Here is a 13,718-nt window from a genome sequence, read left to right on the forward strand (position 1 = left end):
TGCAAATGATAAGGCTATTCTTATCAGCAAGGCTCTATACAGTAACACATTATTCCCTATAGTATATTCACCTGTATAAAAAACGTTTTCATACATTCTATTTTTGTAATTTTATTTCAGCAATCGCTTTATACTTCGGTGTCTCCTTCACGTGAGATTCGTATAAAGTAATTGTATCCGCTTGAAATGATATTTCAGGCACTTCCTTTATATGTTCTAAATCAAACTTTCCTTCTCCTACCCATTTACGAGCTACAGTAATATGTGGATGATACGGGCGCGTTTCTAAAGAAAATTCATTCCCTTCACAAATAGCGTGTACTTGCTTTTGTAACTGGAACAAATCGTGATTCTCACTTACCTTCGACCAAAAAATACGTGGCCTATCTTCCATACCAAACGTTGAAAATCCTTGTAATGTGAACGATAGTTCCTTTGTTTCTGTAAGTGTTTGTAATCCATTCTTTATTCCCTCTAATTGTTCCTCTGTCGCACTCCCTAAAAATGAAAGGGTAATATGATAGTCTTCTTTATGTACCCATGAACGAAATGGTAATTCCTCCTGCATTTCCTCTTTATAGTTAGACAGCACTTCTTTTATATGATTTGGTAAAGTGATTGCGACAAAATAATGCGGCTCCATGTACATCTTCTCCTTCTTTCTATTGTTGCTTTTCTTTCGTATCTCATTCAATGAAAAAGAATCAAACTTTCCTAACAGTCTAACCAAGTTAAGATTGCAATACTATATGAAATTATATCGACATTTCGACAAGGAATATCGCCTTACCAACAAACGATACGTAACAGAAAACCGTCCCAAAATATGTATCGGGACGGCCTCTTATTATTTATATATCTATTACTTCGCTAATTCATGGATTGCTTGCGCGTAAATTGCTGTCGCTTTTAATAAGTCTTCAATTTCAATGTACTCGTCTTTTTGATGCGCAAGCTCTTCTTTTCCAGGGAACAACGGACCAAACGCAACGCCAGCTTCCAATGAACGAGCGTAAGTACCGCCGCCAATCGCTAATAGCTCTGCTTTTTCACCTGTTTGTTCTTCGTATACGCGCTGCAACGTACGAATTAATACGTGGTCTTTATCAACGTGATGCGGACGAGAATTTGAATAATCCGCTACTTCAAATCCATGAGTACCAACGTATTCTTTTAACTTCGCAATCATCTCTTCAAAGTTAGTCGTAACTGGGTAGCGTACGTTTAATCCTAAATTACCACCAGTCTCTTTCGTATAAGAAAGACGACCAACATTCACTGTTAACGGACCGCTAACTTCATCTTTATAGGCGATAGTAGCCTTTTCACCATAAATATCACCAGTAAATGTCTCTGTTGCAAATGTTGCAAACGAAGCTCCTTTTCCATCAAGAGCGACTTTCGTTAAGAAGTTTGCCAGTAATAAACCTGCATTCTCGCCCTTCTCTGGGGTAGATCCGTGAGCTGAAATCCCTTTAATTTGCAACGTCACCGTATTACCTTCTACAATTACTTCACCTATTTTTTTAGCAGTTTGTAAATACTCTTCATATGCTACTGTAAGTGCATTTACATCTTCTCCTGTAATAATTGCTTCTGCAAAATCAGGAACCATATTTAAACGGCGACCTGATTCAAATGAAACAAGTTCATATGTACCTTTCTTCTCTTCACTACCACTTTGCACAACTTGTATATCAGAAATTCCTTTTTCTGCATTAATAATTGGAAAATCCGCGTCTGGCGCAAAACCGATTGTTGGCATTTCTTCGTTTTTAAAATAGTGATCTACACATTTCCAATTACTTTCCTCATCTGTTCCTAAAATCATACGAACTCGTTTTGAAAGAGGTAAACCTAATTCTTTCACAATTTTCATCGCATAATAAGCTGCCATCGTTGGGCCTTTATCGTCAATTGCACCACGTGCAAAAATCTTTCCGTCGCGAATATCTGCACTATATGCAGGAGTCGTCCAGCCATCTCCTTCTGGTACAACGTCAACGTGACAAAGAATACCTACTAACTCTTCTCCTTGTCCCATTTCAAGATGACCTGCATATCCTTCTAAATTTTTAGAAGTAAAACCTTCAGCTTCTCCTTTATGTAACATGAAAGATAACGCTTTTTCTACGCCTTCACCGAATGGTGCGCCCTCTTTCGCCGATTCTTCTTCCCATACACTTTTAATTTGTAAAAATTGTTGTGTATCACGAATTAAATCTTCTTTTCGTTTTGCAACCTCTTCTGTCCAATTAATTGCTGACATCACGCATCCATCCTTCACTATATTGTTTCTTTCATCATAACAAACCGAAATCTCTTATGCTATACACGAAACTTAAATACCGAACAATTGTAATATTTCAGATATTTCCCATTAGTTTTTCTTTTGTTTTTTCAAAAAAATTTGCAGGAATTTGGCGTTTTACGTAGAATTTTATGTGTTAGTTGACTGACCATATATACAATGTCAACTACCAATATTTTTCTATATGAATATTTGTTAAACTTTTGTAAAATTTAAGTAGATTAAAGCATGAATTTTATCATGTAGAGTACAATGGTAGTAACGACCTTCTTTCCTGAATGGGGTCAAAAAAACTAGTAGAGGAGTGGTTTTCTCTTGAAACCTACAACTACTCGTATGCTAACACGCATTAAATCAATTTATATGTACATCAATGAAAACGGAACGGTAACGACGAAAGACCTTGTAGATGAGTTCGGGATCACACCGCGAACGATACAACGTGATCTAAATGTGTTGCAGTTTAATGAACTCGTGTATAGCCCTTGCCGCGGTAAGTGGACAACAACAGGAAAGAAAGTGAGAATGACCTCATAATGAAAAAATAATTGTATGTAAATAAATACATACCCCTTTCTAACTCATTAGAAAGGGGTCTTTTCTGCGCCGAAAAACAGCACTATTTCTCAGTATCTACTTGATATGTTTTTAACATTTCTACTTCTTCATCTGATAGCTCTCGGTATTCTCCAAGTTCTAACTCTGCATCTAATACTAACGGTCCCATCTCTGTTCTCTTTAGGTAGACTACTTTTTTCCCTACCGCTTCAAACATACGCTTTACTTGATGGAACTTTCCTTCTGTAATGACAAGCTCGATTTCAGAAATCTCATCGCTTTTTAATATTGTAAGTGCACCTGGCTTTGTTTCATAGCCATCATCTAAAATAACACCTTTAGCAAACTCTTTTACATCCTCTTCTGTTACGACTCCTGCAATGTGTGCATAATATTTTTTCGGCACGTGCTTTTTCGGAGATAACAATTGATGTGATAACTTCCCGTCATTTGTTATCAATAAGAAACCTTCCGTATCAATATCAAGTCTTCCAACTGGGAACGGATCAAAGATTGCATCTTCTAATTCTAATAAATCTATTACTGTTTCATGATTATCATCTTCTGTCGCTGAAATAACGCCTTGTGGTTTATGCATCATTAAGTAAACAAACTCTTTATATTCCACAACTTCACCGTGAATCATAACTTCTTGCTCTTCTACATTTACATGAACCTTTGCATCTTTCACTGGCGTTCCATCAATTTTCACAACGCCGTCTTTCAATAATTTCTTTACTTCTTTTCTACTTCCATATCCCATATTTGCTAATAATTTATCTAATCTCACGCTTTTCACCTTCTTTTTTTATCATAGAAAAGGGGACGTAATTACGCCCCTTTTGATTTCAACTTTATTTTGAATCTATTGCCAAGTTTACGTTGGATTTTCTCTAACGCTTCTCCGCCAAATACTCGTTCAAGTACTCCTGTGCGAATTGCTAACAATCCGTACACAAGACCACCAATACCTGCACAAACCACAACTGTAATAAGAGCACCGATTCGGCCATCAGGCGAAATCATGAAGGACAGAATCCATTGTGATAACTTTACAGCAATGACCATTACAAGTGTTAATACTGCAATTTGGAATGTTCTCTTATATACAACACCAAATGAATAGTGTACATGTTTTTTGATTTGTCTATTCGTATACCATACAGAAGCTAAGAATCCAACTGCTGTTGCTAAAATTGCTCCAACTGTACCGAAATAACGAATAAAGATTACGTTACATACGAATTTCAAAATAACACCCATAATAAGCGCGACAATCGCATGTTTTTGTTGGTTAATCCCTTGCAGAATTGCAGCTGTTACTGTAAATAAAGCGAATAACAACGCAACCGGTGCATACCACATTAGCACTTGTCCACCTAGTGGATCTGAGTCATAGAACGCAGTGTAAATTGGATATGCAAGTGTTGAAATACCAACAACTGCTGGCAATGTTAAGAACATATTTGCCTGGAATGTTTGTGTAATTTGTAACTTTAAATAACGGTATTGTTTTTCAGTAAATGATTTTGTAATCGCTGGTACAAGCGTTAAACTAAACGCTGTTGCAAGTGATACAGGAATCATAATTAATTTATGCGTCCACATTGTGAAAATACCAAGTGCTCGCTCTGCGATATCACCTTGGCCAATCGCTTGCATAATTGAGTTAAATGTCAATGTATCAATTTGTTGATATAAAGGAATTGTTAACCCAATTACAACGTAAGGAATCGCATATGCAAATAATTCTTTAAATAATTGAACAGTACTCACTGTCGATTCTGGTACAGTTTGTTCAATTAAATATTGATCCAAATGTTTTTTACGTTTTAACCAGTACCAAATTAATACGCCGAGTGCTCCAACTGCTGAAACGAACGCAGCAAATGTCGCTACCCCAACCGCTGTTGCAACTGTACCGCCAAGTACTTTAATAACGATAAAACTACCCGCTAATAAAAAGACGATACGAATAATTTGTTCAATAATTTGCGAAACAGTAGTCGGTCCCATAGATTGGTGACCTTGGAAATAACCTCGAATTAAACTCGCTGCTGGTACAACAATAAGTGCAAAACTTACAAGACGAATAATCGTCGTAACTTCTTCTACATTACTGTGTATACTTTGTTTACCAAGCATTGCTTCTGCAAACAATGGCGCCGACATATATAGAACTAGGAACGAAAGAACTCCTGTTACTATCATCATAACCATTCCCGAGCGGAACATTCTCCGGCTCGTTTTATAATCGCCAAGCGCATTATATTTGGAAACAAATTTTGAAACAGCAAGTGGCACCCCTGCCGTTGCAATACTTAAAAAGATCGTATATGGAATGTATCCATATGTATAGAGCGTTCCGCCTTCTGTACCTACTAATGCATGAAACGGAAAGACGTAAATCATGCCTAAGAACTTTACTAAAAATGTCCCTAACGTAACAATAAGCGTTCCGCGCAGAAATTTCGAATCGGACATACAAAAATCCTCCTACATCTACATAAAGTGAAACTATAATTAGTTGAACTATTCGAGCATTTACGGGCTATCAAATCCCTTTTTATTTCTCTTACATCATAAGGTTTTCGTCTTATGGCCCACAAATAGCAGGATAGTGCTGAACTCTAACTTTTGTATTGTACCACAATTCTCTCCTTAAGCAGTACTTCACTCTATTTTTCTTTTAAGGGAAAACATGCTATTCTTTTAGGCAGGAAATGTAGAAAATGAGGTCGATATATTATGCATTATGATGTTATTGTCATCGGCGGCGGGCCTTCTGGGCTAATGGCTGCAATCGGTGCTGCAGAAGAAGGCGCAAATGTCTTACTTCTTGATAAAGGAAATAAACTAGGACGTAAACTTGCGATTTCTGGTGGTGGCCGTTGTAACGTAACGAACCGTCTACCACTTGATGAGATTGTTAAACATATACCAGGAAATGGCCGCTTCTTATACAGCGCTTTTTCTATTTTCAATAATGAAGATATTATTACGTTCTTCGAAAATCTCGGTGTAAAACTGAAAGAAGAGGATCATGGTCGCATGTTCCCTGTCTCAAATAAAGCACAATCAGTAGTAGATGCACTTTTAACACGATTAAGAGACTTAGGTGTAAAAATCCGTACGAATACACCTGTTGAAACGATTGAATATGAGAACGGTCAAACGAAAGCAGTCGTACTGCAAACTGGCGAAGTGTTAGAAACGAATCACGTCGTTATCGCTGTTGGCGGGAAATCTGTTCCTCAAACTGGTTCTACTGGAGATGGATATGCTTGGGCTGAAAAGGCTGGACATACAATTACAGAATTATTCCCAACAGAAGTACCGATCCTTTCAAACGAATCATTTATTCGTGATCGTTCCTTACAAGGTCTTGCTTTACGCGATGTAAATTTAAGCGTATTAAACCCGAAAGGAAAAGCTATCATTTCTCACAAAATGGACATGCTCTTCACTCATTTCGGCCTATCTGGTCCTGCTGCTCTTCGCTGTAGTCAATTTGTCGTGAAAGCACTGAAAAAGTTTAAAACGAATACGATTCAAATGAGCATCGATGCATTGCCAGAAGAAAATAGTGAACAACTATTCCAGCGCATGCTGAAACAAATGAAAGAAGATCCGAAAAAAGGAATTAAAAACGTTTTAAAAGGTTATGTACCTGAACGTTACTTCCTATTCTTATTAGAAAAAAATGAAATTGACGGTAGTGAACAAGCTGGACAAGTTTCTCACGAGAAGATTCGTGCACTTGTGAAAGACTTTAAAGAGTTTACTGTGAATGTACATGGTACGCAGTCAATTGAAAAAGCATTCGTTACTGGCGGCGGTGTATCCGTTAAAGAAATTAACCCGAAAGAAATGTCTTCTAAATTCACGAACGGCGTATATTTCTGCGGCGAAGTTCTTGATATCCACGGTTATACTGGCGGATATAACATTACATCTGCTCTCGTTACTGGTAGAATTGCCGGGACTACAGCTGGAGAAAACGCGAAAATGAAATATTAAAAAAAGAAACAGGGATTCCTGTTTCTTTTTTTATAGGTACATGAAGTTATATCAGCGATTCTTTAACTTATATCAGCTATTTTTCAAATATATCGACTTACCGACAAGAAGCGACAAATATACGATCCACTTAACTTCCCATTGCTTTTTTGTTGCTTTATATACCTTAGTACCTTTATATTTTATATTGTTGAATATTTGAAAAAGGGTAAGGGGAAAAAATATGAGAAAAAAAGTCATGATGTCTTTAATGCTAATGACGTTTCTTTCTGCGGTAGAAGGAACGATTGTTAGTACAGCAATCCCTCGTATAACGAGTGATTTGTCAGGCGTCGAACTTGTTAGTTGGGTATATGCAATTTATATGCTTGCAACAGCTGTTTCGACTCCAATATACGGAAAGCTCGCTGATTTATTCGGCCGTAAAAAAGTTTTACTTATCGGAGCTACAATCTTTTTAGTCGGTTCTGCACTTTGCGGAGTCGTTACATCAATGGAACAATTAATCTTCTTCCGCGCTCTTCAAGGTATTGGTGCTGGTGCTGTTATGCCGATCACAATGACGATTATCGGCGACTTATATAGCGAAGCAAGAGACCGCGCGAAAGCACAAGGCTGGATGAGTGCCGTTTGGGGTGTATCTGGCGTTATCGGGCCGTTAGTAGGTGGATTTTTAGTTGATTCTCTTTCTTGGCGTTATATTTTCTTCTTAAACGTTCCATTTGGAATTATCGCTTGCTTAATGATCGCCATTTATTACAAAGAATCTATTAAATCATCTAAGCAACATATCGATTATCTTGGGGCTACAGTCTTTTCATTAAGCACAATCGCTTTACTATACGCATTATTAACAGGTAGCAGTAAGCAAAACTGGGGAGATATAACAATTATCGGCCTATTAATCTTCGCCGTCGTTTCATTCATTCTTTTCTTATTCATCGAGAAAAAATCTCCGGAACCATTAATTCCGTTAGCGCTTTTCTCTAACCGTACATTATCTACGATAAACATACTAACTCTCATTGCCGGTGCCATGATTATTAGTATTACAGTATACCTTCCAATCTGGAGCCAAGGTGTATTAGGAAAAAACGCGACAGAAGCCGGACTCATTTTAATGCCGATTCCTGTTATGTGGACATTCGGTGCCATGTTCTCAGGTAACTTAGTGGGCAAATTAAAAACGAAACAAATCATTTTACTTGGAGCTAGCATTTTATCAGTCGCTACGTTCTTATTATTTACATTATCAACAAATTCACCATCGTTCCTTATTTATGTAGCAGTCGGATTATTCGGCTTAGGAATGGGGCTTGTGACACCGATTTACATGGTAACAATTCAAGCCGCCGTACCAGCTCATACACGCGGAACAGCCGTTGGTTTAAACACATTTATTAATACATTTAGTCAAACATTAGGTGCTGCAATCTTTGGAACTATCTTCAATACGATGATTCACGCACGTGGTATTAAAAATCTTGATCTTGTATCTGGTGGCGGACACGGAGGAACTACAGCAAATGTAGTAACCGAATCGCAAGAGGCATTAGCATCAAGTGTACACGTCATTTATATGAGTACTTTCGTATTAGCAGTATTTACACTAATTATCGCTTGGATTTTATTAAAACCAGCTACACAAACAAGTGAGCAAAAATAAAGAGGATGACCAAAATGGTCATCCTCTTTTTATTCTTCATTCTCCACAATATGTTTCAGCATGGACAATTTATTATCCCAAAAACGTTCATAATACGAGAGCCATTGTTGTAATTCCTCTAATGGTTCCGGATGCAAGCGATATATCTTCTCTCTTCCGCTCTTTCTTCCGCTTACTAAATTCGCTTCTGAAAGAATATGAAGGTGCTTTACAACCGCAGTACGACTCATCGGAAAATGATCCGTTATTTTGGAAATCGGTAACTCTTTATCACTTAATAACCGGATTACTTCTCGGCGGGTTGGATCAGCAATTGCTTGAAACACATCGTATTTCGCTGCCGATGAGGACACTTAGCCTTCGACAACCTTTTTCAGTTTTTCATTTACAATCGCTACCCAGCCGCCGCTCATTCTTTCGTGAATAATAGAGCTCTTCGCATTTGGTTTTGGAAGGATTTCATCAGAATGCTTCCAGCCGCCGTGAATTAACGTAAATTCTGTTTTATTATCTCCTAGGTCTTTCAGATTAAATGAAACGACCCAGCCATCTGTATCCCATGAGAAAGATAGATGGTTTGGTTCATCAATTTCTAACACTTTACATGGTGATGGCCCAAATGGTGATTGCACATGAAATTCATGTCCTACCTCTAATGCGAAATCATTTGGCATAAACCATGATGCGATTCCATCTGCAGTTGACACTACATTCCATACTTTTTGAATAGACGCGTTGAAAACGATTGTTTGTTTAATATCATTTAATGTATTTTGTTGTTCCATTTTCATTTTCTTTCTCCTTTATTCAGCGATAAAATATAACACCTTTTGGTTACATTTAGATAATATAACACCTTTTAGTTTCATGTCAACGCTAATTCTTTTTTTACTGTTGAGAAATTCTCAACATTTTTTCAACAGGACAAACACCCTCTCAGCATTCCTTCATAATATACTCACAAAGGCAACAAAAAATAAAAACTTCTCTCAACATGAAACTCCATCATTCATCTTGAAAGAAGAGCCTTACGTATATCATGCGTATTTCGTCTCTCCTCCTTCCCTCGGGGACACTACGCGAGATATGAAAAATCAGAAGGAATATGCCCACCATTTGAGTAGGTAGTTATTTCTCTTCTCCTCAACATTTCCTTAGGAGCGAAATGACTACCGACTCACTTTTTTCAAACAAAAATAAAAAGGGGATGAACGCTATGTTCTATTGCATTAACTGCTCTGATATTCACCATGAAAAACATCCGAATGATAAAGTATTCAAAAACGGTTTTTATATTGATCCATTTTTAGGTGATCGTTATCACCTTGGTATGTGTACAGATGCCCAAAACCATGAGACTGGGGAGCCTCTTTTAACGACAAAGAAATTAGGTACACCCCAATCTATTATGAACGTATTACCGACACACGTTGTCCCAACATAAAGCATAAAAAAGAGCTGGCTCACCCAGCTCTTTTTTATGCTTTATAAACGATCATTGCTGAAAAACAATAAATTTGGTTCTCATCATCGTTAATGGAAACACCAACTTGGTACTTAATATCTACAAAGTTACTATCATCAATCTTTTTCAAAAACACATTTACAGCGTCTTCTAAGTCTTTTTCGTGACTTTCATCAAACACTTTCACACGAATCATGTTAACACCATCCTAGATCGCAGCCCTCCGCCGCTTGATTATTGCCACGGTGCGTATCTATGATGCGATAAAATTTTCCGTCTTCATATATATATCCGTCTTCTAACACATATTGTTTACCTTCAGTATAGACATAAAACTTACCTATCATAAATTTACTCGTATATAATTCCAAACAATCTGGTCTAAATTTAGCTACAACTTTATTTGTAATATCAATTTTTATTGTGCGCCCCACCTTCTCTCCCTCCTTTGCAAAGAACGGATTTAGGTATATTGTATTAGCGATTTTACATTTTATGCTTAAAAATAAGTGGATATGCCTCCCTTCTTCACCTGTACTATTTTTCTAAAAAAATCATAGATAAGTAAGAGCAAAAAAATATATAAAAAAAGAGTTTTTACTTATTGACTCGGATGTAATTATTATGTTATTATATAAAATTTGACATTTTTATTCACTTATGTTATCATTAAAGATGGTTACCACATATGGAGGTGGATGATTTGTTTCAAATTGGTGATAAAATCGTTTATCCAATGAACGGCGCAGGAGTCATCGAAGCCATTGAAGAGAAAGAAATATTAGGAACAATACGTCAATATTGTGTGATACGTATCCTCAGTAAAGATATGCAAGTAATGCTTCCAATGGATCAATTACAAAAATCAGGTATTCGTTATATCGTCGATAAAGGCACATTAAATGATATACTTCTTGAATTTCAAAACGGGGAATCAGACCCATCACTTTCCTGGAAACAAAGATATACAATGAATATGGAAAAAATGAAAAACGGTAATCTGCAAGATAGTGCAGAAGTTGTTCGCGATTTACTTCGCCGCAATAAAGAGAGAGCTTTAAATGCGAGCGAAAAACAAATGCTAGATAATGCACGAAAAATGATGATTAGCGAAGTTGCACTCGTACAAAATGTTTCTGAACATCAAGCAACAGAATTTCTTCAAGATACAATTAATCATTAAATTTAAAATAGCCGACCGCTATTTTTTTTTGCAGAAAAAAGGACAAAGAGCTAAAAACTCTTTGTCCTTTTCTATTACCCACGCCCTGCTTGGAACGATGGATATAATGTCATTCCACCATCTGCAAATAACGTAATTCCAGTTACGTAACTTGCCTCTGATGAAGCGAGCCACGTTGCAACGGCTGCAATTTCTTCCGGTTTTCCGATGTAGCCCATCGGTATCATACTTTCCACATCAGCACGTTTTTTAGGATCAGCAAACTTCTCTGCATTAATTGGCGTATTTATTGCACCTGGCCCAATATTATTTACTCGAATACCTTTTGGTGCATATTCTAATGCTAACGTTTCTGTCATCAGTTTAATACCACCCTTACTGGCCGCATAGTGCACAAATAACGGCCACGGAATTTTCTCATGAACACTCGACATATTAATGACAGACCCTTTAATATCATGTTCTACAAAATATTTAATCGCTTCACGGCTTCCTAAAAAAGCACCTGTTAAATTTGTATTGATTACTTTATTCCAATCTTCGAGCGGCATTTCATGTGATGGTACCGCATTTTCTATCCCTGCATTATTAATCATAACGTCAAGCGTACCAAACTCTTTCACAGCAGATTGAATGAGGTTCACAACATCAGATTCATTCGTGACATCTCCTTTTACAGCAATCGCTTCTCCGCCTACTTTTTTAATTTCTTCTAATACATCATGCGCTTCTGACCCTCGTGAGCGATAGTTAATTACTACTTTTGCTTTCTCCTTAGCAAACCTTACCCCCATCGCTCTTCCAAGACCAGTTGCCGATCCTGTAATAACGACAACTTTCCCTGCTAAATCACTATACATTTCAATACCCCCTTTAACTTTTTGCAACACCTAACATAATTCCGGCTGCAATAATAAAAACGATACCGGCAACAATCCCCATTAATTGGCGTTTCGTTTTCTTTTCACCTAATATAAGGATCCCACCAAGCGTTGAAATAATAATTCCCATTTGTGATAGCGAGAAACTTGTTGCCACTCCAACACGCGGCTGTGAAATGAATAAAAACATATTTCCAGCTGCCCAAATTAATCCTGGAATAATATTTCGTATCGCATATTTATTAAATGGATGATGTTTGAACGTAAGCAAAATGCCTCCTAACACCATACCAACTGCTTGTGGCAATAAAGCTGACCAACCATCTACATTAAAAAGTCTAATCACTACTACGTAAACTAAATAACCAACTGTTGAAATCAATAAAATGATAATACCCCTTTTAAAATTTCCCGCTTGCTCTGCACTCTTTTCTTCCTCACTTTGAAGTGATGTTAAAATAACACCGACAATAATACAAACGAGTGCCAAAACGCCAAGGACGACTGATATTGTCGTGGACCACTCATGAAATACGATGACTCCAAATAAAGTCGTCGCAACTAATTGCAGTCCTGTCGAAATGGGCATCGTTCTCGAAACGCCCATTAAATCAATACTTTTTAATTGATTCGCCTGTCCAAGTGCCCAAAATAAACCTGACACAATCCCAACTCCAATAACAGTAGGAGTTAATACTGGCTTCACAAAAATATAAACAACAATCGAGAAAATAAGTGCGCCAAGCGTTGTACCGAGCGTTTGACTATACGGTCCTCCACCCAGTTTCACGTTAAATAGCACAATACTTCCCCAAAATAGAGCCGGTAAAATCGCTAAAAGTATGTCCATCGCTCATTACCTTTCTTTACTGAATGTCATGGGTTATTACTCTGAATCATTAGAGTGAGCTTTTATTTTTTCTTTTTCACGTTCACAAACCTTTTCTGCAACATCACCAGAAACATTCTTTTCTCGCTCCACCTTCTTTATCTTTACGTGATCTAAATGATCTTCCAAAGTAAGTGTAACTTTATCATTTGGCGGATTATGTGCACCTTGGAACGTAAGAAATTGTAGCGTAATTTCAAATCTAGGAACGAACTCATCTTTCTTGCCAAGACGCTTTATATTTATAACTGAAGCACATTCATATTGATCTTCTGTCACTTGTCTAATAATTGAATAGTACCTATTCGATAATGCACTTTCTAAAAGCTGTTCCCTTGATTCTTTCGCAAAAGAATCACTTGGAGAAGAGAAAAAGACCGAACATATCATTGTAATAACTACACATATTTTTTTCATAATACCCTCCTTTTTCTATAAATTAGTGTTCGCAAAAATGCCATAAAAAAACGACTTCCCCTATGTAGGAAAGTCGTTTTAATAAATCCAATATTAACCACCGCTCACCGGTGGGATAAGTGCAACAACATCACCAGATTGAATCTTGTCATCTTCATTTGCATATTCTTCATTTATCGCAACCATAATTGGTTCTGTCACTGGCACATTATATTCTTTAGCAACAACATCTTTTAACTCTGCAACCGTAATATTTTCTTTCTCTATTTGTAATTCACTTGTTCCTGCTTCCTCTTGCAAGTGCGCAAATAACAATACTCGAATCATA

The 13,718-nt window shown here is 37.1% G+C and carries 17 protein-coding genes; 5 read left to right on the forward strand and 12 right to left on the reverse strand.

The window, feature by feature from the left end; all coding sequences use genetic code 11:
* Nucleotides 1-97: 97 nt before the first annotated feature.
* Together thpR and pepV are read right to left on the reverse strand one after the other, a co-directional pair.
* On the reverse strand, nucleotides 98-643 hold the full coding sequence (gene thpR / locus MR115_RS10010) for an RNA 2',3'-cyclic phosphodiesterase (protein ID WP_097819364.1): 546 nt from the start codon (nucleotides 641-643) through the stop codon (nucleotides 98-100).
* A gap of 219 nt (nucleotides 644-862) precedes the next feature.
* Nucleotides 863-2,269, reverse strand: a complete 1,407-nt coding sequence (gene pepV, locus MR115_RS10015; protein WP_097819365.1) for a dipeptidase PepV — start codon at nucleotides 2,267-2,269, stop codon at nucleotides 863-865.
* Between the two features lie 357 nt (nucleotides 2,270-2,626).
* Between pepV and MR115_RS10020 the strand changes: the two genes are divergently transcribed.
* Nucleotides 2,627-2,848 (forward strand): DeoR family transcriptional regulator, encoded by a 222-nt coding sequence (locus MR115_RS10020; RefSeq protein ID WP_000805512.1) that lies wholly within the window; start codon nucleotides 2,627-2,629, stop codon nucleotides 2,846-2,848.
* A gap of 82 nt (nucleotides 2,849-2,930) precedes the next feature.
* Here MR115_RS10020 and MR115_RS10025 read toward each other — a convergent pair whose 3' ends face one another.
* Entirely contained in the window at nucleotides 2,931-3,659 is a 729-nt protein-coding gene (locus MR115_RS10025) for a pseudouridine synthase (protein WP_001234945.1), read from the reverse strand.
* Between the two features lie 41 nt (nucleotides 3,660-3,700).
* A complete protein-coding gene (locus tag MR115_RS10030) occupies nucleotides 3,701-5,353 on the reverse strand; it encodes a putative polysaccharide biosynthesis protein (protein WP_242241045.1) in 1,653 nt (550 codons plus the stop codon).
* Between the two features lie 264 nt (nucleotides 5,354-5,617).
* On the opposite strand from MR115_RS10030, the gene MR115_RS10035 reads away from it, so the two are divergent.
* Together MR115_RS10035 and MR115_RS10040 are read left to right on the forward strand one after the other, a co-directional pair.
* Nucleotides 5,618-6,889 (forward strand): BaiN/RdsA family NAD(P)/FAD-dependent oxidoreductase, encoded by a 1,272-nt coding sequence (locus tag MR115_RS10035; protein WP_242241046.1) that lies wholly within the window; start codon nucleotides 5,618-5,620, stop codon nucleotides 6,887-6,889.
* Nucleotides 6,890-7,112: 223 nt separating this feature from the next.
* Nucleotides 7,113-8,555: an MDR family MFS transporter gene (locus MR115_RS10040; protein WP_242241047.1), complete on the forward strand. Its 1,443-nt coding sequence runs from the start codon at nucleotides 7,113-7,115 to the stop codon at nucleotides 8,553-8,555.
* A gap of 29 nt (nucleotides 8,556-8,584) precedes the next feature.
* On the opposite strand, the gene MR115_RS10045 is transcribed toward MR115_RS10040, so the two are convergent.
* Nucleotides 8,585-8,908 carry an ArsR/SmtB family transcription factor gene (locus MR115_RS10045; RefSeq protein WP_000098837.1) on the reverse strand — a complete coding sequence of 108 codons (324 nt, stop codon included), beginning with the start codon at nucleotides 8,906-8,908 and terminating at the stop codon, nucleotides 8,585-8,587.
* Nucleotides 8,909-9,340, reverse strand: a complete 432-nt coding sequence (locus MR115_RS10050; RefSeq protein WP_071722477.1) for an SRPBCC family protein — start codon at nucleotides 9,338-9,340, stop codon at nucleotides 8,909-8,911.
* A 431-nt stretch (nucleotides 9,341-9,771) separates the two neighbouring features.
* On the opposite strand from MR115_RS10050, the gene MR115_RS10055 reads away from it, so the two are divergent.
* Complete coding sequence (locus MR115_RS10055; protein WP_033659785.1) at nucleotides 9,772-9,999, forward strand: DUF3973 domain-containing protein; 228 nt, start codon at nucleotides 9,772-9,774, stop codon at nucleotides 9,997-9,999.
* Between the two features lie 34 nt (nucleotides 10,000-10,033).
* Here MR115_RS10055 and MR115_RS10060 read toward each other — a convergent pair whose 3' ends face one another.
* Both MR115_RS10060 and MR115_RS10065 read right to left on the reverse strand, forming a co-directional pair.
* Nucleotides 10,034-10,216: a sporulation protein Cse60 gene (locus MR115_RS10060; RefSeq protein ID WP_000621751.1), complete on the reverse strand. Its 183-nt coding sequence runs from the start codon at nucleotides 10,214-10,216 to the stop codon at nucleotides 10,034-10,036.
* A gap of 1 nt (nucleotide 10,217) precedes the next feature.
* Nucleotides 10,218-10,454, reverse strand: coding sequence for a DUF2553 family protein (locus tag MR115_RS10065; protein ID WP_000533797.1), 237 nt, complete (start codon nucleotides 10,452-10,454; stop codon nucleotides 10,218-10,220).
* Between the two features lie 254 nt (nucleotides 10,455-10,708).
* On the opposite strand from MR115_RS10065, the gene MR115_RS10070 reads away from it, so the two are divergent.
* Nucleotides 10,709-11,203 carry a CarD family transcriptional regulator gene (locus MR115_RS10070; protein WP_097819369.1) on the forward strand — a complete coding sequence of 165 codons (495 nt, stop codon included), beginning with the start codon at nucleotides 10,709-10,711 and terminating at the stop codon, nucleotides 11,201-11,203.
* Between the two features lie 74 nt (nucleotides 11,204-11,277).
* Here the strand turns inward: MR115_RS10070 and MR115_RS10075 are convergent, their stop codons facing one another.
* The 4 genes from MR115_RS10075 to moaD all read right to left on the reverse strand — a co-directional run bounded on the left by MR115_RS10075 (nucleotide 11,278) and on the right by moaD (nucleotide 13,717).
* Nucleotides 11,278-12,063 carry a glucose 1-dehydrogenase gene (locus MR115_RS10075; RefSeq protein ID WP_242241048.1) on the reverse strand — a complete coding sequence of 262 codons (786 nt, stop codon included), beginning with the start codon at nucleotides 12,061-12,063 and terminating at the stop codon, nucleotides 11,278-11,280.
* A gap of 13 nt (nucleotides 12,064-12,076) precedes the next feature.
* Nucleotides 12,077-12,934: a glucose uptake protein GlcU gene (glcU, locus tag MR115_RS10080; protein WP_242241049.1), complete on the reverse strand. Its 858-nt coding sequence runs from the start codon at nucleotides 12,932-12,934 to the stop codon at nucleotides 12,077-12,079.
* 36 nt (nucleotides 12,935-12,970) lie between these two features.
* Complete coding sequence (locus tag MR115_RS10085) at nucleotides 12,971-13,390, reverse strand: DUF3888 domain-containing protein (protein WP_063262117.1); 420 nt, start codon at nucleotides 13,388-13,390, stop codon at nucleotides 12,971-12,973.
* Between the two features lie 93 nt (nucleotides 13,391-13,483).
* The gene (gene moaD / locus MR115_RS10090) at nucleotides 13,484-13,717 is read right to left on the reverse strand and encodes a molybdopterin converting factor subunit 1 (RefSeq protein WP_242241050.1); all 234 of its coding nucleotides are present in this window, start codon (nucleotides 13,715-13,717) and stop codon (nucleotides 13,484-13,486) included.
* Nucleotide 13,718: the final 1 nt, after the last annotated feature.

Source organism: Bacillus cereus group sp. BfR-BA-01309, from assembly GCF_022664315.1.
Taxonomy (GTDB): domain Bacteria; phylum Bacillota; class Bacilli; order Bacillales; family Bacillaceae_G; genus Bacillus_A; species Bacillus_A mobilis.

Coding starts and splice junctions, on each gene's coding strand:
- glcU (WP_242241049.1), bottom strand. CDS start 12,934: ATGGACATACTTTTAGCGATTTTACCGGCTCTATTTTGGGGAAGTATT.
- MR115_RS10075 (WP_242241048.1), bottom strand. CDS start 12,063: ATGTATAGTGATTTAGCAGGGAAAGTTGTCGTTATTACAGGATCGGCA.
- MR115_RS10055 (WP_033659785.1), top strand. CDS start 9,772: ATGTTCTATTGCATTAACTGCTCTGATATTCACCATGAAAAACATCCG.
- MR115_RS10035 (WP_242241046.1), top strand. CDS start 5,618: ATGCATTATGATGTTATTGTCATCGGCGGCGGGCCTTCTGGGCTAATG.
- pepV (WP_097819365.1), bottom strand. CDS start 2,269: ATGTCAGCAATTAATTGGACAGAAGAGGTTGCAAAACGAAAAGAAGAT.
- MR115_RS10040 (WP_242241047.1), top strand. CDS start 7,113: ATGAGAAAAAAAGTCATGATGTCTTTAATGCTAATGACGTTTCTTTCT.
- moaD (WP_242241050.1), bottom strand. CDS start 13,717: ATGATTCGAGTATTGTTATTTGCGCACTTGCAAGAGGAAGCAGGAACA.
- MR115_RS10030 (WP_242241045.1), bottom strand. CDS start 5,353: ATGTCCGATTCGAAATTTCTGCGCGGAACGCTTATTGTTACGTTAGGG.
- MR115_RS10050 (WP_071722477.1), bottom strand. CDS start 9,340: ATGGAACAACAAAATACATTAAATGATATTAAACAAACAATCGTTTTC.
- MR115_RS10085 (WP_063262117.1), bottom strand. CDS start 13,390: ATGAAAAAAATATGTGTAGTTATTACAATGATATGTTCGGTCTTTTTC.
- MR115_RS10060 (WP_000621751.1), bottom strand. CDS start 10,216: ATGATTCGTGTGAAAGTGTTTGATGAAAGTCACGAAAAAGACTTAGAA.
- MR115_RS10070 (WP_097819369.1), top strand. CDS start 10,709: ATGGAGGTGGATGATTTGTTTCAAATTGGTGATAAAATCGTTTATCCA.
- thpR (WP_097819364.1), bottom strand. CDS start 643: ATGGAGCCGCATTATTTTGTCGCAATCACTTTACCAAATCATATAAAA.